General features: G+C 62.1%; 19 protein-coding genes. 8 read left to right on the top strand and 11 right to left on the bottom strand.

The genetic code is table 11. From position 1 onward, the window contains the following. Genes VGO04_RS27820 through pcaF form a run of 4 tightly spaced genes read left to right on the top strand, consistent with a single transcriptional unit; the run spans window position 1 to window position 3992 of the window. Window positions 1-429: a thioesterase family protein gene (locus tag VGO04_RS27820; protein WP_327499204.1), complete on the top strand. Its 429-nt coding sequence runs from the start codon at window positions 1-3 to the stop codon at window positions 427-429. Further along, window positions 407-802, top strand: coding sequence for a RidA family protein (locus VGO04_RS27815; RefSeq protein ID WP_327499203.1), 396 nt, complete (start codon window positions 407-409; stop codon window positions 800-802). Before VGO04_RS27820 ends, VGO04_RS27815 begins: the two co-directional genes overlap by 23 nt. An 11-nt stretch (window positions 803-813) precedes the next feature. Next, a complete protein-coding gene (locus VGO04_RS27810; protein ID WP_327499202.1) occupies window positions 814-2793 on the top strand; it encodes a 3-hydroxyacyl-CoA dehydrogenase NAD-binding domain-containing protein in 1980 nt (659 codons plus the stop codon). Beyond that, window positions 2790-3992, top strand: coding sequence for a 3-oxoadipyl-CoA thiolase (pcaF, locus tag VGO04_RS27805; RefSeq protein WP_327499201.1), 1203 nt, complete (start codon window positions 2790-2792; stop codon window positions 3990-3992). The genes VGO04_RS27810 and pcaF overlap by 4 nt, the downstream gene beginning before the upstream one ends. Before the next feature lie 132 nt (window positions 3993-4124). Here the strand turns inward: pcaF and VGO04_RS27800 are convergent, their stop codons facing one another. The 10 genes from VGO04_RS27800 to VGO04_RS27755 form a co-directional block, all read right to left on the bottom strand. Beyond that, on the bottom strand, window positions 4125-5723 hold the full coding sequence (locus VGO04_RS27800; RefSeq protein WP_327499462.1) for an ABC transporter substrate-binding protein: 1599 nt from the start codon (window positions 5721-5723) through the stop codon (window positions 4125-4127). Window positions 5724-5802: 79 nt separating this feature from the next. Further along, on the bottom strand, window positions 5803-6627 hold the full coding sequence (locus VGO04_RS27795) for a creatininase family protein (RefSeq protein WP_327499200.1): 825 nt from the start codon (window positions 6625-6627) through the stop codon (window positions 5803-5805). A gap of 65 nt (window positions 6628-6692) precedes the next feature. Then, entirely contained in the window at window positions 6693-7847 is a 1155-nt protein-coding gene (locus VGO04_RS27790) for an alanine racemase (protein WP_327499199.1), read from the bottom strand. 230 nt (window positions 7848-8077) lie between these two features. Further along, complete coding sequence (locus VGO04_RS27785) at window positions 8078-9070, bottom strand: oligopeptide/dipeptide ABC transporter ATP-binding protein (RefSeq protein WP_327499198.1); 993 nt, start codon at window positions 9068-9070, stop codon at window positions 8078-8080. Next, window positions 9067-10086, bottom strand: a complete 1020-nt coding sequence (locus VGO04_RS27780) for an ABC transporter ATP-binding protein (RefSeq protein ID WP_327499197.1) — start codon at window positions 10084-10086, stop codon at window positions 9067-9069. The genes VGO04_RS27785 and VGO04_RS27780 overlap by 4 nt, the downstream gene beginning before the upstream one ends. Next, a complete protein-coding gene (ddpC, locus tag VGO04_RS27775; protein WP_327499196.1) occupies window positions 10086-10994 on the bottom strand; it encodes a D,D-dipeptide ABC transporter permease in 909 nt (302 codons plus the stop codon). Before ddpC ends, VGO04_RS27780 begins: the two co-directional genes overlap by 1 nt. A gap of 2 nt (window positions 10995-10996) precedes the next feature. After that, window positions 10997-12010: an ABC transporter permease gene (locus VGO04_RS27770; protein WP_327499195.1), complete on the bottom strand. Its 1014-nt coding sequence runs from the start codon at window positions 12008-12010 to the stop codon at window positions 10997-10999. A gap of 140 nt (window positions 12011-12150) precedes the next feature. Further along, a complete protein-coding gene (locus VGO04_RS27765) occupies window positions 12151-13722 on the bottom strand; it encodes an ABC transporter substrate-binding protein (protein ID WP_327499194.1) in 1572 nt (523 codons plus the stop codon). Between the two features lie 92 nt (window positions 13723-13814). Then, window positions 13815-14447, bottom strand: coding sequence for an XRE family transcriptional regulator (locus VGO04_RS27760; protein ID WP_327499193.1), 633 nt, complete (start codon window positions 14445-14447; stop codon window positions 13815-13817). Between the two features lie 263 nt (window positions 14448-14710). Continuing rightward, window positions 14711-16168: a M81 family metallopeptidase gene (locus VGO04_RS27755; RefSeq protein WP_327499192.1), complete on the bottom strand. Its 1458-nt coding sequence runs from the start codon at window positions 16166-16168 to the stop codon at window positions 14711-14713. Between the two features lie 111 nt (window positions 16169-16279). On the opposite strand from VGO04_RS27755, the gene VGO04_RS27750 reads away from it, so the two are divergent. Beyond that, the gene (locus VGO04_RS27750; protein ID WP_327499191.1) at window positions 16280-17107 is read left to right on the top strand and encodes a M55 family metallopeptidase; all 828 of its coding nucleotides are present in this window, start codon (window positions 16280-16282) and stop codon (window positions 17105-17107) included. Window positions 17108-17130: 23 nt separating this feature from the next. Then, entirely contained in the window at window positions 17131-18369 is a 1239-nt protein-coding gene (locus VGO04_RS27745; protein WP_327499190.1) for an FAD-dependent oxidoreductase, read from the top strand. Between the two features lie 242 nt (window positions 18370-18611). Here the strand turns inward: VGO04_RS27745 and VGO04_RS27740 are convergent, their stop codons facing one another. Then, window positions 18612-19022 carry an SRPBCC domain-containing protein gene (locus tag VGO04_RS27740; RefSeq protein ID WP_327499189.1) on the bottom strand — a complete coding sequence of 137 codons (411 nt, stop codon included), beginning with the start codon at window positions 19020-19022 and terminating at the stop codon, window positions 18612-18614. Between the two features lie 319 nt (window positions 19023-19341). On the opposite strand from VGO04_RS27740, the gene VGO04_RS27735 reads away from it, so the two are divergent. Further along, window positions 19342-19797, top strand: coding sequence for a hypothetical protein (locus VGO04_RS27735; RefSeq protein ID WP_327499188.1), 456 nt, complete (start codon window positions 19342-19344; stop codon window positions 19795-19797). 1032 nt (window positions 19798-20829) lie between these two features. Further along, window positions 20830-21903: a porin gene (locus VGO04_RS27730; RefSeq protein WP_327499187.1), complete on the top strand. Its 1074-nt coding sequence runs from the start codon at window positions 20830-20832 to the stop codon at window positions 21901-21903. Window positions 21904-22022: the final 119 nt, after the last annotated feature.

The raw sequence follows: 22022 nt of genomic DNA, 5'->3' as shown, positions 1-22022 counted from the left end.
ATGTTCAAGGCCAATAGACCGCTCCGGTTCGGCGATTGCGACCCTTCAGGCATCGCCTACTTCCCATCCTATCTCAACATTCTCGTCGGGGTGACCGAGGACTTCTTCGCTTCGCTCGGTTTCCCCTGGAAGACGATGAATGACGAGCGACGGATCGGCGTACCGACGGTCCGGCTCGATCTCACCTTCTCGCGTCCGGGCTTCCAGGGCGACGATCTTGAATTCGCGCTTACGGTCCGCGGCGTCGGTCGGTCATCCCTAGACATGGAACACACGGTGTCCGCAAGGGAGACGGTGCTCTGGACTGCGAAACAACGGGTCGTAGCCACCTCGCTCGACAATCACGCCTCATTGCCGTGGCCGGACGACATCCGCGCCGCGCTGACACAACATCTGGAGACGACCGATGCACACCATCCTGCAACCTGAAGGCTGGGCAAAGCCGATCGGCTACGCCAACGGCGTTGCCGCCACGGGCCGTACCGTTTTCGTCGGCGGCCAGATCGGCTGGAACGCGCAGTCCGAGTTCGAGACCGACGATTTCGTCGAACAGGTGCGCCAGACCCTGAAGAACGTCGTTGCGGTGCTCGCCGCCGGCGGCGCCGAGCCGCAGCACATCACCACCATGACCTGGTACTTCACGGACAAGCAGGAATATGTCGGCAACCTGCGCGGCATCGGCCAGGCCTACCGCGAGATCATCGGGCGGCATTTCCCGGCGATGGCGGCAATGCAGGTGGTGGCGTTGGTCGAAGACCGCGCCAAGATCGAGATCCAGGCCACGGCCGTCATCCCCGCTTGAGGCTTGTCGACATGCCCGAGATCAGGCTTTCGGAGAGCGTTTCCGCCCGCACTGAAGACGGCGTTCTTGTCGTCACCATCGACAACCCGCCCGTCAATGCTCTCTCCGCGCATGTCCGTTCAGGTCTGATGGCGGCACTCGACCATGCCGCTGCGTTGCCTGAGATTTTTGGTGTCGTGATCGCGGGGGCGGGCAACACCTTCATTGGTGGCGCCGACATCAAGGAATTCGGCAAGCCGCTCGTCGAGCCGACGCTTCCCGACGTGATCGACCGGATCGAGAACTTCGGCAAGCCTGTCGTCTCGGCAGTCAACGGCGCCGCGCTTGGCGGCGGCTGCGAAGTTTCGCTCGCGTGCCATGGCCGCATCGCCGGCGAGAAGGCGTCATTCGGCCTGCCGGAGGTGAAGCTCGGCCTCGTTCCCGGCGCGGGCGGGACCCAGCGCCTGCCGCGCGTAATCGGTCTTGTCGCGGCGATCGAGCTCATCGGAACCGGACGCGCCGTCAAAAGCGCTGAAGCGCTTTCGCTTGGGCTCGTCGACAGCATTGCCACCGATCCGGTTGCTGCGGCGAAGGCCTTTGTGCGGGACTACGCCGGTAGACCACTCCGCCAGACGGGCACAATCGCCGTTCCGCCCGCTGATCCCGCAACCGTCGATGCGGCGATCGCCAAAGTTCTGGCGAAAGCGCGCGGCCAATCCGCCCCGGCCGAGGCCGTTCGCCTCGTCCAAGCGGCAGGCGCACTCGCACTGAAACAGGGACTGGCAGAAGAACGCGCTACCTTCCTGCGCCTGCGCGATGGCGCAGAGTCAGCGGCCCTCAGGCATATGTTCTTCGCCGAGCGCGCCGCGGGTAAAGTCGAGAAACTTGGGGCCGTCTCGCCGCGGCAGATCGAAACCGTCGCGGTGGTCGGCACCGGGTTGATGGGGTCCGGCATCGCCGTCTCCGCCCTAACCTCTGGCTATCGCGTGATCGCACTGGAGCAGACGCCGGAAGCTGCCGCCAGCGGGCGAGCCCGCATCGCCGAGACGCTCGACAAGACTGTCCGTTCCGGGCGGCTCACGGTCGAGCGGCGTGGCGACTGCCTTGCACGGCTGCAGACGACCGTGGAGGCTGGGGACCTCGCGGTTGCCGATCTCGTCATCGAAGCGGTGTTCGACGACCTCCAGGTAAAGACCGATCTGTTCCGTCGGCTCGACGGCATCGTCGCGCCCAGCGCCATTCTCGCGACCAACACCAGTTATCTCGACCCCGATGCGATTGCCGCGGCGACTGCCGATCCGTCTCGGGTGGTCGGTTTGCACTTCTTCTCGCCCGCCAACGTCATGCGCCTGGTCGAAGTCGTCGATTGCGCAAAGACCGCGCCCGATGTCCTTGCGAGCGCACTTGCCTTCGTCAAGCGGCTTGGCAAGTTGGCCGTCGTCTGCGGCGTCACCGAAGGCTTCATCGGCAACCGCATCTTCTCCGCCTACCGCCGCGAAGCGGAGTTCATGCTTGAGGATGGCGCCCTGCCCCACGAGATTGATGCAGCGCTTGAAGCCTATGGCTTTCCGATGGGGATCTTCGCCGTCAACGACATGGCGGGGCTCGAGATCGCCTGGGCGCGGCGCAAGCGCCAGGCGGCAACCCGTGACCCTGACGCCCGTTACGTCGAGATCGCCGACAGGCTTTGCGAGAAAGGCCGTCTCGGCCGCAAGAGTGGCTGGGGCTGGTACGCCTATCCCGATGGCCACCGGACCGTCGATCCCGACGTTACCGCCACGATCGAAGCCGCGCGCGCGGTCAAGGGTATCACGCCGCGCGACTTTGCAGCAGAAGAGGTCATGGACCGGCTTTTGAACGCCATGGCCGAGGAAGGCAGGGCTCTGCTTGCCGAAGGCATCACTGCACGCGCGAGCGACATCGATCTGGTGATGATCAACGGTTACGGCTTTCCGGCGCACAAGGGCGGGCCGATGTTCGCTGCGGAGCAACGCAAGGAGCCGAAACCATGACCGACGCCTATATCGTTAGCGGCGTCCGTACGCCGATCGGTCGCTATGGCGGTGTGCTGTCTTCCGCGCGGCCCGACGATTTGGCCGCTCACGTGATCCGCGAGGCGCTGGCGCGCGTTGCATCCGTGCCGGCCGACGCGATCGACGAGGTCGTTTTCGGCTGCGCCAACCAGGCGGGCGAAGACAACCGCAACGTCGCCCGCATGGCGGGCCTGCTCGCCGGGCTGCCGGAGACGGTTGCCGGAACGACGATCAACCGGCTCTGCGGTTCGGGGCTGGATGCCGTCGGCTATGCCGCCCGCGCGATCCGGCTCGGCGAAGCCGACATCGTCGTTGCCGGCGGCGTCGAGAGCATGTCGCGTGCGCCCTTCGTCATGCCGAAGGCAGAAAGCCCTTTCCAGCGCAGCACCGAGATCCACGACACGACGATCGGCTGGCGCTTTATCAATCCGCTGATAAAAGACCGATACGGTATAGACTCCATGCCGGAGACGGCCGAAAACGTTGCGGCGGAGTTTTCGATCTCGCGCGAAGACCAGGACGGTTTTGCACTGCGCAGCCAGGCGCGCGCGGCCGCCGCACAAATGAGCGGACGTTTCGCCGAGGAAATCGCCCCCTACCCGATCATGGGACGCAAGGGCGAGACAACGTGGGTCGAGCACGACGAGCACCCGCGCGCAACGACGATCGAGAAGCTGGCAAGCCTGCCGACGCCTTTCCGTGCCAACGGCTCGGTAACCGCCGGCAACGCGTCCGGCGTCAACGACGGCGCGGCCGCGCTCATCCTTGCCTCAAGCCACGCGGTCGAACGCTATGGCCTTCAACCACTCGCCCGGGTGGACGGGATGGCGACGACAGGCGTACCGCCCCGCATCATGGGTATTGGCCCGGTGTTCTCGACGCGCAAGCTCCTGCAGCGCCTTGGGCTCTCTATTGGCGACATCGACCTTTTCGAACTTAACGAGGCCTTCGCGGCACAGGCACTCGCCTGCATGCGACAGCTCGGCCTTGCCGACGATGCCGCTCACGTCAACCCGAACGGCGGCGCCATTGCGCTTGGCCATCCGCTCGGCATGTCCGGAGCGCGGCTTGCCCTGACTGCGGCACTGGAGTTGCAACGCCAGGGCACAAAGCGCGCGGTCGCCACCATGTGCATCGGTGTCGGGCAAGGCATCTCCATGTTGCTGACGCGGCCCTGACGCCGCCCGGCGTGCGCCGTTTCCTGTTTCGACGATCCGGTCGCCAGTCGGCGGCCGCTCGCGGACGAACTTCCTACGGCCCCCTTGGCGCGACGGCCTCCGCCGGCGCGCCAAAATGCAACCGAACAGGCGTTACTCGTCGATGTCGACCTTGTCGAAGCGATGCGATCCCAAGGGTTCCATGACGTAGCCCTTCACCTTCTTCGACATGGGCAACACGACGGTGGAATTGGCAATCGGCACCCAGGGCGCCTGGTCGCTGATCATCACCTGTGCCTCTTCGTAGAGTTTCGTCCGCTCGTCCTGGTTGGAACTGATCCGGGCTTTCTGAAGGGCCTCTTCGAGCGGCTTGTAGCACCAGTTGGCATTGTTGCTGCCGCCAACGCCGGCGCAGCTGAAGAAGTAGCCGAGCAGGTTGTCCGGGTCCCCATTGTCGCTCGTGCCGCCCAGGATGACGGCGCCATCGCGCGCCTCGTCGCGCACCTTTTTCAGATACTCGCCCCATTCATACGAGACGATCTCGACGCCGATGCCGACCTTGGCAAGGTCCGCTTGCATCAGTTCTGCCGCGCGACGGGCATTCGGCATATAGGGACGGCTGACGGGCATCGCCCAGATCTTCATCTTCAGATCCTTGACGCCCGCCTTCTCCAGAAGCTTCTTTGCCGTCTCCGGATCGTAACCATAGCCCTCGACGGCGCCGTTATAGCCCCACATCGTCGGCGGCAGGACGCTCTCAGCCACCTGCCCCATGCCTTGGTAGACGGACGAGACGATCGCCTTGCGATCAATCGCCATGTTGATGGCCTGACGCACCTCGAGCTTGTCGAAAGGCGCGACCAAGGTGTTCATCGCAAGATAGGAGATGTTGAGACCGGGTTGCTCCAGCACGTTGAGGTCCGGGTTTGCCTTGAGCCCCGCGACGTCGGCCGGCGCCGGGTAGGGTGCGACGTGGCATTCACCGGCCTGAAGCTTCTGCATGCGCGTCGTCGCGTCGGTGGTGATCGCGAAGATCAGGTTGTCGATCTTCGGTGCGCCTCCCCAATAGTCCGCGTTTGCGGCAAAACGGATCGCCGCGTCCTGCTGGTAGTCGACAAAGCGGAAGGGGCCGGTGCCGAGGGGCTTGCGGTCGAGGTCCTCACGCCGCCCCTCTGCCGCCAGCTTGTCGGCATATTCCTTCGACATGATCGAGCCGAAGTTCAGAGCGAGCTTCGAGGGAAGCGACCCGTCCGGCTGGTTCAGCACGAATTTGACGGTGCTGTCGTCAATCTTGACGATGTCCTTGATGATCGATGGCATCTCCATCGCGTTGAACATTTCCCAGTTCGCGCCGGGGAAATAGCTGTTCCACGGATCGTTCTTGTCCAGCTGGCGCTTGTAGGTGAAGAGCACGTCGTCCGCGTTGAAATCCCGCGTCGGGGTGAAGCCTTCGGACGCCTGAAACTTCACGCCGTGGCGCAGTTTCAGCGTGTATTCGAGATTGTCTCCGGAAACGGTCCAGCTTTCGGCGAGCCCCGGAACGACCTTCGTCGTACCGCTTTCAAATTCGGTCAGCCGGTCGTAGATGGTCTCGGCCGAAGCGTCCCACGTGCTGTTGGCCGAGTAGAGCGCCGCATCGAAGCCCTCGGGCGCCCCTTCCGAGCAATAGACGAGTGTTTTTGCCATCGCCGGCGTCATGGCGACACCCGAAAGCACTGTGGCTGCCAACAGGGAAACAAGAGTGTTGCGCATCCGCGCGCGTTTCATGGTCATCCGCGTTCCTCCTCAGGAATGGAAATGAGAATTCGGCCAGGTAGTCAGCAGGGCACGCTCAATCGGCCCTTCCGGCCGTCGTGCCGAGACCGCGGTTGGGTGCCCAGACGGGATCAGGCGCGGTCCAGAGCACGTCGTTGCGGATCAGCTTCACCAGCTCACCCGCCTGCAGATCGAGAAAGCGTTCGCCCTTTTCAGCGGTTGCGCTACGCGGATCGCCCCAGGTGCCGGTGACGGGCGCGCGCTCGGCAAACGAATAGAACCGGGAAACGTCGGTGGGCACGTCCACCGGATGCTGCTGGTTGCCGAAGGCCTGGCCGAACATCTCGGTCTTTACCGCGTCCGCAACGATCGCCAGCATGACCGACGCCTCGCCTTCGCAAGCGTGATGAGCGCCCGTGTCGACCTCGAAAATCTTGCTTGCCTCTTCCGGCGCCAGCATCCACGGCGTCGTCGCGACGATCGGCATGGCGAATTCGACCGCCAGTTCACGTACGGCAACCGCCAGCGGATCCATGTTGCCGCCGTGGCCGTTGACGATGAACAGTCGCTGGAAGCCGAGCGTCTTCAGCGAGCGCACGATGCAGCGGATGACGCGGCTCAGCGTATCATAGTCGAGGGTAATGGTGCCGCCGAAAGGCAGGTGGTGCTCGCTCATGCCGAGCCACAGGCCAGGAAGAACAGCAACCGGAGTTTCATCCGCGACGAGCCGCGCGGCGCGAATGGCGGCCGCCGATGCACTGGCTGTGTCGGTGATGACAGGCAGATGCGGCCCATGCTGTTCCAGCGAGCCGATCGGCAGGATCGCAAGCGCCCCCGGCTTTCCGGCAAGTTCGCGCAGAGTTGGGGCGGTCATGCGCGCCCATTCAACTTCCTTCGTCATGATAAGCCTCTTTCATGTGATCAAATCAAAAGTTCCGCCGCGGCCGCAGATGGCCGTTCGAGCGATTACGTCTGCCTTCCCCGCGCATCGATCCTGAGCGCCGCGGCACGCCCATCCGACTGCCGCAAGGTCACGCTGTCGAACTGCGCAACGACCGCGCAGGCATGGTTGGGAAAGATGCGCACGCGACTGCCGATCGTGGGCGGGGTGTTCGAAAAGCGAACGAACCCATGTTCCTCGGAGAGGCGTTCAACCTCGAAGGTTTCCGCATATGCGCCATCCGCGCTGACGGCCACGCCGAACCCGCTGCCGCCCGAGCCATGCGCACCGAGATCGGATGACAGGGATTTGGAACCGGCATCGATGATGAAGTGCTTGTCGTTGTGGGCCACGACTGTAGCGATGACTGAAAGGGAGATGTCGTCTGGCGTTGAGATGCCGAGGCGCAGCGCCGTACGATCGAGAAAGGCGTAGTTGCCCGGACGAATTTCGGTCACGCCCTCTGGGATCGCAGCGCCGAGGCAGGTTGGCGTGGCGCCGACGGAAATCCTCGATACGTCGACCCCGGATTGCCTGAGGCGTCGAGCCAATTCGGCAAGCGCCGCTGCCTCCGCGTCCGCGATCTTCGAAATCTCCTCCAGGATCTTGCTGCCATAAGAATGGCCGGCGTGGGAAAGCAGCCCAGCGAAGATCAGGTGCGGATGACGGCTGATGCTTTCAGCCAAGACGAGGGCGCGAGGATCTGAAGGCTTGACACCGACACGACCGAGGCCAACATCGATCTTGAGAAACACCCCCAGTCGAACGCCGTGAGCCTCTGCCGCAGCACCGATTGCTTCGATACCGACCTCGCTCGCTGCGATCAGAAACAACTCGGTTCCACGGGATTTCACGCTCTGGACGAGCCGGTCGATCGACTGGGGCCTGACGATCGGATAGGCGAGCGTTACGGAGGGGATGCCCGCTTCGACGAAGACAAGCGCTTCTTCCGGCTTCGACGCCGTGACACCGACAGCTCCAAGTTCGAGCTGGCGGCGCGCGATCGCCAGGCACTTGTGCGTCTTGATATGCGGCCGCAGTGTTACGCCCGCAGCCATTGCCCGCGCCTGCATTCCGCGCAGGTTGCGCGTCAGCCGGTCCTCATCGATCTCGACATAGGGTGTCGGAAGGTCGGCCGGAACCGGCCGAAGGAAAGCCGCGATCGGCGCTGCATCAGTCAATGTCGTCTCCGCAAACGGCGGGCGCGAGCGACGCTCGTCCCAGGTGGGCGTTACCGCCCGAGGCGGCTTGCGCAGGTTTGCACACCCAGCAACATCAAGCAAACTGTTTTTCCTATACGAAAATATTCTTTCTTAAAGTGCCGGAGATGCGCACCAAATGGCACTATGTCGCGCGACCACCCTCCGTGGTGGCGGCCGCCCGGCGGCATCTCTTCTGATCGTCTGGCGGTTTAGCCTAATGCCAGATGGCATCTGACATGGCGTGGGCCGTCGTCGGCGCGCTGCAACACCTGCTGCGTTTCGCATCCGGCCGCAGCCTTGCCGCATCTTTGCTTGTAGAAACAGCTGGCGGGAAGTCGGCGGTTGTTGGGAAGCTCCCCCATGCGTACCTCCGCAATCGTCGGCAACGGTGTGTCGAAACTGGGGGCTGCCGCCAGAAGGGTTTGGGTATAGGGGTGCTGCGGAAGGCTGAGTACCTCGTCGGCCGGGCCTGTTTCCACGATCTGACCGAGATACATCACCGCCACGTCATCGCAGAAATGACGCACCAGCGCGACATCGTGCGAAATCATGAGATAGGTCAGCCCACGTTCGCGCTGCAACTTCAAAAGCAGGTTGATGATCTGCGCCTGTACGGACACGTCGAGGGCCGACGTCGGCTCATCCAACACCAACAGATCGGGGTCGGTGCTGATCGCGCGGGCGATCGCGATGCGCTGGCGCTGCCCGCCTGAAAATTCATGCGGCAAACGATCGAGGTGTTCTGGTCTCAGACCGACAGAAACGGCCAGCTGCTCTGCCTTTGCGTGAAGATCGGCTTTGCTGTGGCCGCCACGAATGTGCAGCGGTTCGCTGATCAACCGCCACACCGGCAGCCGTCGATCAAGCGAGGATTGCGGATCCTGAAAGACGATCTGCATCTTCTGCCGCAGCGCGCGCTTCTCTTTCCCCTGCACCGCCCCAAAGTCCTCACCGTCGATCGCCACCCGCCCCCGTTCGTAAGGGGCAAGCCCGATGATCGCCTGGGCGAGTGTACTCTTGCCGCAACCGGATTCCCCGACAATACCGAGACTTTTGCCGGCACGCACCGTCAGGTTCACGCCATTGACGGCGTGCACATGCGAGGTAGGACGACCGAGCCAGTTGCGGGAAGCCGGGAAACGGACATGGAGATCGGACACGTCCAGTACAGCGCGCCCCATTTTTTCGACGTCCCCTGTCATTGCCGGTCCCCCTGCCCCGATGTTTCTGCCGCCGCGCCGCGCTGCCAGCACGCCACCTGCTGACGGTCGGGGCCGGCCAACCGCGGGGATCGGGATCGACAGAGTTCAACCGCTTCCTTGCACCGCGGCTCGAAGTAACAGCCTGAAGGCGGGGGGTGCACGAGATTGGGCACGGCACCGGGAATGGCTTCAAGCTCCTGCTTGGGGGCGACGCGCTCGGGAAGGCAGCGCAGAAGAGCCTGGGTGTAGGGATGCTGCGGCGTCTCGAGGACGGTGCTGGTGGCGCCATGCTCAACAATCCGTCCGGCATACATGACGTAAAGCCGGTCGCATAGTTGCGACACGACGGCAACGTTGTGCGAAATGAAGATGACCGAGGTACCCGTCCGGCGGGCACGGTTCTGGATAAGCCGCAGGATCACCGCCTGGACGGTGACGTCGAGCGCGGTCGTCGGCTCATCGGCAATGATGAGGCCGGGATTGCAGGAGAATGCCATGGCAATCAGGACGCGTTGGCGCATGCCGCCGGAAAGCTCGAACGGATAGGCTTTCATGATCCGCTCGGGCTCGCCAATCAACATGTCGGCCAGCGTGTCACGCGCGATGCGCCTGGCATTCTCAAGGCTTGTCGCCTCATGGCGCATGATGACGTCCGTCAGCTGCTTGCCGATGCGGATCGTCGGATTAAGCGCGTTCATCGGCTCTTGAAAGATGGTCGAAACGACCTTGCCGCGCACATCCTGCAGCGCGCCGTCGTCCATTGCCAGGGTGCTGTGGCCAAACAGGCTGACTGAACCACTCGTGATCCTGTAACGCCCCTTCGGCAGAAGCCCGGTTGCAGCCATGGTCGTCACCGACTTGCCGCAGCCGGACTCGCCGACAATCCCGACAATCTCGGACCTTCCAACGTCGATCGACACATTGTCGAGCGCCTTGACCGCACCGCTGAAGGTCGGGAACTCCAATGACAGGTTGTGAATGGCCAGCGCCTGGCCGCTTTGTGTCGCTAGGTTCATCATCTGCCCCTCAAGCGCGGGTCGAGCATGTCGCGAATGCCATCACCGACAAGATTGCATCCCGTGGCCGTGATCAGAATGGCGAGGCCCGGGAAGGTCGCGTACCACCACTGATCGAGCATGTAGCTGCGACCGCTGCTGACGAGCGCGCCCCATTCGGCGGTCGGCGGCTGAGCGCCCAGGCCGATGAAGCTGAGGGCGGCTGCAATGAGCACGACGCCGCCAAGATCGAGCGTCGCCTGCACGATGATCGGCGACATGGCGTTGGGCAAAATGTGCCAGCGCAGGATGTAGAACGACGAAGCACCATAGGTGCGCGCCGCCTTGACGAACACCTGCTCACGCAAGGAAAGCGTTTGACCGCGAGCAAGGCGCACATAGGCCGGGATCCGGACGATCGCCACCGCAAGCATGGAATTGAACAGGCTCGGACCAAGCGCTGCGGCGAGCGCCATCGCGAGCACGAGCGCCGGCAGTGCGAGCACGACGTCCATCAGCCGCATGATCGCCGTGTCGACACGACCACCGACCACACCTGAAAAACAGCCGATCAACACTCCGACGGTCGTTGAAATCAGGACGATCATGAAGGCAGCACCACAGGACGCCCTGGCCCCGAAGATCACGCGCGAAAACAGGTCGCGGCCGACTTCGTCGGTGCCGAACCAATGCGCCGAACTCGGAGGTAGCAGGCGGGCGGTGAGCGAAACCTTGTCGGGATTGTAGGGCGCGATCCATGGTGCAGCGACGATCATCACCATGACCATGAGGATGATTGCAACGCCCAGCAGCGTCAGCGGGCTGCGGCGGCCCAGATACCAGAGATAGCGCAGCCGCTCGGATAGAGGCTTGGCTCTGCGCGTTACGGCAGTTGCCGCAGCTGGCTCGGTCGGCATGACAGCAGACATTATCAGACCTCCCTGATTTGCGGGTCGGCAACCATGTAGGCGAGATCGACCATGAGGTTGATCAGCACGTAGCCAATGGATGCGACGATGGTGAAACCCATGATGGCCGGGAAATCGAGCGTCTGGATCGATGTCACGACATAGGTTCCCATGCCGGGCCAGGCGAAGATTGTCTCCGTCAGCACCGCGCCGTAGAGAAGATCGCCAAGGGCCAGGCCGAGGAGCGTAATGGAAGGGATCAGCGCATTTCTGAGCGCGTAATTGAAAATAATCATGCCCTTGCGCAGGCCGCTGGCGCGGGCGGTCCGAATGTAATCTTCCTGCAGCACGTCCAACATCGAGGCGCGGATCTGGCGGGTGATTACGCCCATGTTGGCAAAAGCCAACACGAAGCCCGGCAGGACGATGTGATAGGTGGCGCTGCGAAATGCATCGAAGCGACCCTGCAGCAGTGAATCGATCAACAGGAACCCGGTGATCCTTTCGGGCGGTACAATGCCCATGGCCAGACGCCCGCTGCCGGGCAGGACCTGGAACTTGGCGTAAAAGACATAGATCAGGATCAGGCCGAACCAGAACACCGGCATCGATATGCCGCAGACGGAGACGGTTCGCGCGAGTTGGTCGATCGGACCATCCTTGTAGACGGCCGACAGCACGCCGAGTGGCACGCCCAGACAGATCGCAATGAAGAGCGCGATCGTTCCAAGCTCGAGCGTCGCCGGCAGGAAGGTGCGGATGTCGGCGGCAACGGGGCGACCGGTCCGCAGCGATGTGCCGAGATCACCGTTCAGAAGATTGCCGATGTAGATCGTGAACTGTTCGACGACGGGCCGGTCGAGGCCGAGATTGCGCCTGACGTTTTCAAGCGTTTCGGCGCTCGCCCGGTCGCCGGCGATCATGCGCGCCGGATCGCCGGGGATCAGATGCGAGATCGTGAAGGTGATGACCGCAACCCCCAGCACGACGAAAAGCAAGAGGATGAGGCGCGGAATGATGATGCGGGTAATTGCCATGGACGTCGGCCCTTTCGGCAGGGGAACCCCGATTTGCTTTGAGATGGACGAAACCCTGCTGCCGCGACAGTGACGGCCGGCAGCAGGCATTTCGTCGATGGAGGCCCTTCAGGCGGCAGGAGCGGTTTCACCCGCGCCGGTCATTCCGTCTTCGACATTGTCCCGAAGTTGTAGACCTGGATCAGCATGGGGTTGTAGACATAGCCCTTCACCGCGGCGCGGCGGGCAAAAATGTCGTTCTTTTCCATGATATAGAGATAGGGCGCATCCTCGGTCGAAAGCTTCTGCGCCTCAATGTAGAGGGCCTTGCGCTTGACCTCATCGACGATCGAGCCTGCCTCCCGCACAAGGTCGGTGACCTTGCTGTTGCTGTAGAAGGAACGGTTGCCCGGACCGCCCATCTTACCCGCGTCGAACCAGTAGTTCATGAACATGTAGGGATCGGCGAAATCGGGAGTCCAGGCACCGGGCGCCAGGTCGAACTTGCCGTTGGCCGCCAGTTCGCGCTTGGTCGTATCGGCGACCGATTGCAGATCGAGCTTGATGCCGATTTCCGAAAGTGAAGCTTGCAGCGCAAGGCCGACCGGTTCCCAGGCAGGATCGGCCTGGGAGAACGTGTAGGTCAGGTGGATATCGCTCTTGCCGGATTCGGCAAGCAGCGCCTTGGCCTTCTCGATGTCGTAGCTGTACTGGAAGCCTTGTGGGTCGTGGCCCCACATCCCGCTCGGCACCGCCCCGCGCATCTGCTTGGCCTGGCCGAGCATGATGCCGTCGATGATCCCCTGATAGTCAACCGCGTAGGAAATCGCCTGTCTAACCTTGGGGTCGTCCAGCGGTGGCTGGCGGTTGTTCATGTATATGTAGTTCACATACATGCTCGGATTGCTTTCGACCACGACGGAAGCGTCCTTCTGCAGCGCCTCCGCCTGATCGAGCGGAATTTGTTCAATGATGTCGGCATCGCCATTTGTCAGTTGAAGACGGCGGGCCGACACATCCCCCACGATACGAATGACGACCTGCTTCAGCGCCGGTGCCGCACCGGCATAATGTTCGTTGCGGTCAAGCACGATGCTCTGGTTGCGCTCCCAGGAGGCGATGCGATACGGGCCGCTGCCGGCCGAATGCTCGGCGAGCCAGGCCTTCGCCATGTCGCCGTCCTTCTCATGCTCCATCACTTTCGGATTGACGATGGCCGCACCGGAAACGGCGAGCGTCGAGATAAAGGGGGCAAAGGGCGCGGTCAGGTGGAACTTGACGGTCTGGGGATCGACGACCTCGACCTCCTTCAGCACAGGGAACGCGTCAGAGGGGCCTGCCTTCAGCTTCATCAACCGATCGAAGCTGAACTTGACCGCCGCGGCATCAACCGGCGAACCGTCATCGAACTTGTGGCCACCCGCGAGCTTGAAGGTCCACACCAGGCCGGCATCGTCAGCCGTCCAGCTTTCCGCCAGTTCGGGACCAACTTCAGTCGTCCCGCCCTTGTAGGCGACCAACCGCTCATAGGCGGCGTAGATCAGCGTATAGCCGCTGTTGCTGATTTCAATACCGGGATCGGCAGTCGGCGGATCTTCCGCGCGCGCCAACACCAGCACATCCTGCGCTGCGATTGCGCCGGAAAGCGGCGTCGAGGCCAGCAGCAATGCAACGCCGATCGATTTCCACTTGGAACCGTTCATCTCGTAGTCCTCCCCAGAACTGCGGCGCACGATGCCCTCCCGGCACTCACCGCAGCAACAGACTAGGAAAGGATTTTCCGAAGCGCAAGATTTTTTCCTATCATGCGCTATTTTTACAGGAGCTAGTCCCTGCGCTTGATCGTCTGCGTACTTTCGAGCGTGGAAACCAGCTCGGTTTCCGGCGTGGAGCAGACGCAGATGATCTGGGCCGGCTCATCGCTCACGCTGAGATAGGCGTGACCGGTCGTGGCATCGAAATAGGCGGAATCACCCTTTTTCAGCCTAAGCGGCGCGTAGATTTCCGTATGAAGCTCGAGCTCGCCTTCCAGAACATAGAAGAACTCCTCTCCATGATGGCGGATAAGGGGGCCGAACTCCTCCAACGTGCGCGCCCTCACGACCGCAAAGATCGGCACCATCGCCTTCTTTGAGATCTCCGTACACAGGTAGAGATAGTCGTAGTTGTGCGTGATGATCGCCCGGCCGTCGCCGGTCCGGGTGTATGTTCGGCGCCCCAGAAGGTTCTGCGTTTCGCCGCCTGCCGCCGGCGTGCCGAAAAGCTCGACGATGTCGACCTTCAGCCCTTCGGCAAGCTGGATCAGCCGATCGTACGTCAGCTGCATCTGGTTGTTCTCGACCTTGGAAAGGGTCGACACCGCAAGCCCGGTCATCGAGCTCACCTCCGACAACGTCCAGCGATTGCGGTTGCGAATATCCTTCAGGATCTCGCCGAGGCTGGATTTCGCGTCTGTCATCGTTGGCGTCTCCAAGTTGCCTGCAGCCGCTTCGAACCGCCCACCCGGTCCATCCCGGGAGGGATTCGATTGGCATGATAGGAAAACCATTTCCTATAATACGTGCGTGAAATCAACATCACGCCGCAAGGCCAACCGTCTGCGCTTGGCCCTGGCGTCGCCATTTGCAGTGACCGACCCCACCGTTCGGCCATGACTTTCCCGGGCAGACCACGAAGGACAGGCAGGCGACGCAGATCACGAAACGCAGCCGCAGCCCACCGTTATTCGGCGAACGGGTCGGCGACCCGCGGCCAATAGGGCCGCTTGAGCTTTGTGAAGGGCACGTCGGCGAAGAAAGGTTGCAGCGCACCTGGGGCCGCGACATAGAGGATCTCACGTGCGATGGGTTCAAAGCCGGCGCGGAAGTGGTTGCTGGATTTCACCACCACGATCTTCTTCAGCGCCGGGTTCAATCCCAGTGCCACCATGCATTCGGGGTGGAAGGTTTGCGTGCGCACGGTGTTCAGGACGATGTCGACGCTGCCGGCGCTGACCCAGACCGCATCGCCTATACCAAGCGGTGTCGCGCCAAAGCGCTGGGTAATGCCGGAGGCGATGCGCCTGACCGTCACGGTCAGGTCCAGCGGGTCACCGGATGCCGGACCGATCTTGCCACCGAGCCGCAGCGGCAGGGTTGCTCCCTCTCCCGCCTCGCGGCATAGACGCACCGCAATCGGATCCCAGTAAAGGCAGGCCGCCACGTCCCCGATACCGCGCTCGACGATCCGTCGAAGGACAAAGGTGGAATCACCCGGCGCGCCTCCGCCTGCATTGTCGGAAACATCGGCCAGCACGATCGGGCCGCTTCTGGCTGCCACGGCACGATCCAGTGCAGCGTCGATGCTGAGATAGGCGCCCCGCATTTCTTCGCGCGCATCGAAAATTTCGCGCCCGAATGCCTCTGCTGTCTGCGCGGCCTTGTCCGGATCGTTGTCAGTCACAACGAGCATCTTGGCGCCGACATCCTCGACGTCGCCCCAAGGGAAACCGTGACCGAACGACACTGAAAGCACACCATCCTGTCCTTCCGCGGCTTTCATTCGGTCGACAATGCCGCGCAATGGCGCCCGATGCGGATGAAAGGTGGAGATCATGCGGCAATCGTAAACGCCCATCGTCGGCCGCACCTCGCCTGCCAGCGTGCGCTCCATCAGATGAAACAGCTCGGCGGCAACGTCCTCGATGTCGGTGTGCGGATACTCCTTGTATGTCGCGATCATGGTGGCACTGGCGAGCATGCGGTCGGTGATGTGGCAATGCAGATCGAGTTCGGCGGCGACCGGGATAGCCGGCCCGACCAGTTGGCGCACATGGTGGAGCAGGTCGCCCTCGACATCGTCATACCCCTCGGCGACGCAGGCGCCGTGCAGGGCGAGCATGACGGCATCGACCGGCATGGCCGCCTTGAGGTCATCAAGGATCGTGCCGCGGAAGCTCTCGTAAACAGCGCGCGTGGTCTTGCCCCCGGGCTCGGCCACCGCGCAGAGGCTCTCCACCACCTGCCAGCCTTTATGCTCGGCGGCCCTGCGCCACACGAACATCTGCGAGGAGCAGCAATTGAGCGGCCTGCTCGTCCCGTCGCCATAGGCGATCAGATTCTCCTCGAAGGCCTCGATACCCGTCTGCATCGGCGAAAAGGTGTTCGTTTCGGTGTCCAGACCCGCGATGAAAAGCTTCATTTTTGCACCTCACACAAAAAGAAATATATTTTCTAATCATAAAACTATGTTTATCGTCGGAAAGTCAAATGCATATTCCGCGCGATCGCGCGGCTGATAGGGGAGGCAGGAATGCGCTTATATATTTCCGCTGATATCGAGGGCATCGTCGGTGTCGTCAGCCGCGACCAGCTGATGCCTGAAGGCTTCGAATATGAGAATGCCCGCCGCTGGATGACCGATACCGTGGTCAACGCGTGCGAGGCGGCGCATGAAGAAGGCGTTGAAGAGGTTATCCTCAGCGATTCCCACGGAAATGGCGAGAGCATCCTGATCGATCGCCTGCCCGACTATGTACAGATCGTGCGCAGCTGGCCGCGCCCGCTGATGATGATGCAGGGTGTCGAGCTCGGTTCCTTTGTCGGCGCGATGCTCCTGGGCTATCACGCCGGCGCAAGCCACATTGGAGGTGTGCTGTCGCACACCATCGGTGGCACGGCCTTTGCCGAGGTTCGCATCAACGGAATTGTCATGCCGGAAGCCGGCATCAATGCCGCAATCGCCGGCCATTTTGGCGTGCCAGTGCTGCTTGCTTCGGGCGACAACGTCGCACTGGACGAGATAAGCCAGGTCATCGGCGGAGACATCGTCGCGGTGCCGGTGAAGCAAGTCTACAGCACGCAATCCGCAATCACGCTGACGCCTGCGGTCGCCCACCGCCGCATTCGCGAGGGCGTCAAGAAGGCCTTGTCGAGGGCAGGTTCGGCGAGACCTTTCAAACTGGACAATCCCGTCCTTGAAATCGTCTTCCGCAACCGCCTGCCGGCCGAATATCTATCCTATCTAAAAGGCATCGAGCGCACCGACGGCTACACCATCCGCTACCGGGCCGACGACATGGTTGATGTCTCCCGTTTCATCGAGTTCGTAGTCGGTTACAACTCGCGCCTGACTTTCTGACGAGCCCTTCTGCGGAAACAACAATGACGACATCCATCGTTCTCGGCGCCGGCATGGTCGGCGTCTCAACAGCACTCGCCTTGCAGGAAAGCGGATACCAGGTGGTGTTGCTCGATCGCAAAGCACCGGGCCGGGAAACCAGCTACGGCAACGCCGGCATCATCCAGACTGAGGCCGTCGAGCCATACGCCTTCCCGCGCACGGCGCGCGAGATTGCTTCGGTTGCCCTGAAGCGGGGCAACGATGTCGACTGGCGACTGGCCGACCTGCGGCACCTGGCGGGCCCGCTCTGGCGCTATTTTTCCCAATCGGCGCCGGAACCCTATGCCAGAAGCGTCGCGGCCTATTCGCAGCTAGCGGTGCGCGCAAGCGACGACCACGCGCGCTTCATCGAGCCTGCGGGCGCCAGCGAGTTGATCGTCCGGCAGGGATGGCGCGCGGTCTATCGGACCGCACAAACACTCGAGCGCGCGGCAGCGACCGCGGAGCGCCTGAAACATGCGTACGGCGTGCCATCAGATGTCCTCGGCCCGGACGAACTGGCTCGAAGTGAACCCGCCTTGCGACGCCGTCTGGCCGGCGCAGTGCATTGGACCGGGCCGTGGAGTTGCCGTGATCCGGGCGAACTCGTCGCTCGTTATGCCGCTCTCTTCCTTGCGCGCGGCGGTACGTTTGAAAGCGGCGACGCCATGACGCTGCGGCAGGATGGCCATGGCTGGCGCGTATCGACACAGCATGGCACCGTTTCAGCGCAACACGCCATCATCGCCCTTGGCCCCTGGTCGCCTCAGCTCGCAAAGACGTTTGGCTATCGCATCCCCATGGTGTTCAAGCGCGGCTACCACCGGCATTTCTCGGCGCAGGACGGGCCGCGCGTCCCGATCCTGGATGTCGCCAACGGCACGCTGGTCGCCCCCATGACCGCGGGATATCGCGTTCTGACCGGCGCGCATATGGCGCCGCCGGACGCAAGACCCGCATCGCGGCAGATGCGGCACGCCGTGGACGCCGCGCGCGAGCTTTTCGCACTACGCGAGCCCATCGAGCAGACGCCGTGGTCCGGCACACGTCCCTGCATGCCAGACATGCTGCCCGTTGCCGGCCCCACCCGGCATAAGGGCCTGTGGTTCCACTTCGGCCACGGGCACCAGGGCTTCACCCTGGGACCGACGACCGCGCGCCTGCTGGCCGAACAGATTGACGGCGGACAGGCCAACCCGCTTGCACTGCCCCTGTTGCCGTCGGCGCGAACCTGGGCCTAGGGATGAAACGTCGCTGGCCGGCGACGTCCCCGGCCAAGGTACTGCTGCGTCGGTGCCGTAACGCCCTGCCAAACAAATCATCACTGGTACGGTTCGCGGCGGCCGATGACGCCAACATGCCTGAGCGAGATGGCGCCAAGGACGGCTGGTACTATGCGGCTTGCGGCACTCCCCATCGCCGCACCATTGAACCCGTCAGCGCCTGCCCCGCCATCAAGAGACCAAACCGCGGCACTTCCATGCTACAGCCCCGCGGGGCTGAGCATCTGCCTGACCAGATTGTCGAGGGCGGCATTGGTGCCGATCTCGGTACCCACGATCATCTGGTCGCCGACGAAAGAGGTGACCTGCACGGTCATTTTGACCATCGTCGCGTCACCCTCGGCCTGCAGTTCCGTTGTGATCAGGCTCGCCATCAGCTTTTGTCCGCCTGCTTCGACAAGCTCGCTGCTGACCACACGTCTATCCGCAACGATGGAGACATAGGTCGTGCGCCCGGTATATTGCGGGTTCTCCCTCGAGCCGCAGCGGAAATGGTCTTCGCCCCCTTCACGAAAGTCGGCCGCATCATAGAAGAATGCAGCGCCGTCGGACGGCGCACTCCAGCTTGCCCGCGCGACCGGGTCCGCAAACGCGGCAAACACACGCTTCACCGACGCCTCACAACGCCGTTCGAAGACAAACGTCCTGTGTGTGATTTCCGATCCCATCACCTGCTCCATTCACGCGCGGCAAGGGCCGCCCCGCTAAACCGATCTCGAAACGCAACCAGAATTATCTATCAAAAGCGATTGCATTTCGCAATCAGAATGACAGTCTGAGCAATCCGACCGCCTTTGCCAAATCTTGGCACTTGGCACCGCAACTCTCCACAGCCGTCGGCACATGGTGTGCTGACGCTCCAGATCCGACAGCGATCCATGGCGTTTGGTGCTGCGACCCTCGACGGGGTCATCATTCGGGATTTCGAACGTGCATACCAACAACACCTTGTCCGCCACAAAGCAGATTGAGCTCGCCGTCATCCGAATGCTCAAAGAACGCATCGCGATTGCAACTGCAAATTCGCGGCGGTCTGTCGAAGCGCCTGAAAAGCTCGTTGATCACGTTCTGGATCAATATCGCCTCAGCCTGCATTTTCTTTCTACTGGCCTGCCACATCGTGAAGCGTTGCATCACTCGACTGATCAGAACTGGCCGGCCTTCCGCAAACATGTCAGGCTGTTCCAAGGTATCGTCGCCGAAGTGATCGAGGCTGGGATACGAAGCAGCCACTTCAAGGCGCAGGATCGCGTGTTGGCAGCGGATCTCTTCACCGCGCGAACAAAACCGATCTGGGATCCTGCGGCCGTGGCGGCACGCCTCCAAGGATCCGAACCCTACAGTCCGTACGAACAGGCCCGGCGCGCCGTAAACGACCTGACTTGACCAAATCCGCGATCGGCAGCGTGACGCGTGCTCCCGGGCGGAAGTCCTCTTCAATCTGACCACCCATGGCGCCACCGCTCTCATGCGCCCCGAAATCACCGGCACGGGCATGACGGCCTGGAGGGAGACGTCACTACCCAGCGCGACGGTCACGCGACAAACGGCTATCGACGTTAGAAACTTGGGCGCCGGAACTTACGCCATCAGATTGACTTCAGCCGATTAACCGCCCCTTCCGCGCGCCCAGTTCGCGGATGGTTCACCTTGTCGTTGTCGGCGCAGATGCCACGCCGAAACCAGGGCCCACCCGGTGCCCGACATCTAAGGCCCAGCCGAAAGACGATGCATGTGCCACAGCAAAAGCGTTGCCCTTCGGCGAGCGTGGCCGATCATGCGGGCCAGCCGCCGGCACCGGCTGCAGGTCGTGAACCGACACGCGATGCACACGCAGCCGATCGTCAGGCCACCCGCCATTTTCAGTTGAAGTGTCAGTGACCACCGGGGAATTGCAGACGCTCGGCTCAAAACACTGAGGCGAGGCGCGACAAGGCAACTTGGTATCTTTCGCCTGCCGCACGAGCGGTTGCGATGTGCGGCCCTGCGCCTCCGGCAGGAAAACGCCGCCAGTCGCAGGGACAGACTGGCGGCGTTGACCACTTGGAGATCGCCTTCTTCTCAAGGCATGGCCGTTCTATCACAAGCCGATTCATTGTCAATACATATAAGCACTAATCTCAATTCATATTTTATTGGCATTTCCCAGATCCGTCAAGCGGCCATCAGGCCAATCGGCGTGACGTCTGAGTGTAGCAATTTTGCAATACCAATCTTACAAGCGAACCTTTTCAATTCATAATCGATATTTTCTCAATTCACTTTGCCGTCGAACATGATACCCGTCCTCCTGCGCTGGCCAGTCGCAAATCGAGTGGCGCCAACAACCACAGCGCAAAGCATGCAGGTCGCGAATCCATGACGAGGTGATGGGTGGCGCAGGCTTGCTGATCAAAGGACCAAAAAAGGGATATTCCCATGACTATTAAAAGCATACTTTTGGGTTCGGCAGCCGCGATCGCGGCTACCTCCAACGTCCATGCAGCGGACGCGATTATCGCGGCTGAACCGGAGCCGGCGGAATATGTTCGCGTCTGCGACGCGTTTGGCACCGGCTACTTCTATATTCCGGGAACCGAGACGTGCCTGCGCATCGGCGGCTACGTTCGTTTCCAGACGAATTTCGGTCCCAAGGAAAGCGCAAAGCGCTGGGAAGGCAAACAATCGACATCCGATTGGGACGCCTTTGCACGTGCGCAGCTGACCCTCGACGCCAAGAACGATACGGAATACGGCGCGCTCACAAGCTACATTGCGATCCAAGCGGACACGGACAACGACGCCCACAACAACTTCAAGCTCGACCAAGCCTACATCGAGCTCGGCGGATTCCGCGTCGGCCATTTCGCGAGCTGGTGGGACAAGGGCCTGAATGGCGAAACCGACATCAGCGGCAACGACACGACGGTCTTCAACTCGGCTTCTTACATCTATGACGCCGGCACGTTCCAGGCAGGTATCGCCGTCGATGAACTGGAGGGCCTCACCTCCAAGAGCAACGGCGTTGGCGTCGAGGGTATCGTTTCCGTATCGCTGGGCGGCGTGTCATTCGACTTGCTCGGCAGCTACGACACCGAGGTGAAAGACGGCGCCGTTCGCGGTTTGATTTCAGCCGATCTTGGCCCGGGCGTGCTGCAGGCTCTCGGCGTCTGGTCGTCGAACCCGAACGCTTACTGGTCTGCGTCGAAGTGGAGCGTCGCGGCCTCCTATCGCCTCAATGTCACCGACAGGTTCGCGATCACGCCTGGCGCTCAGTACTTCGGCGACCTGCGCCGGGGCACGCTCTTCAACACCGCCTGGAACGGCGCTCAGTTTTCGAACGAGAGCTACGGCAACGGCAATGCCTGGCGGGTTGGCATTACGGCTGACTACGAGATCACCAAAGGCCTCGATGCCCGAGCCACCGTCAACTACACCAAGGTCGACTACGACAACAAGTTCAAGGACGACGACTACGTGACCGGCTTCCTCCGCCTACAGCGCAGCTTCTAACGACCAGAAACAGACGCAATATGGCCCGCAATCTGAATTGATTGCGGGCCATTTTTGCATGGAAATGCCGCTTCCCGTGCCTCATAAATCGCGATCTGCATTCGGATACCTCACGCATC

This window comes from Ensifer sp., assembly GCF_035999185.1.
Lineage (GTDB): Bacteria > Pseudomonadota > Alphaproteobacteria > Rhizobiales > Rhizobiaceae > Ensifer.
This window is presented reverse-complemented; position numbering and strand designations above follow the sequence as displayed.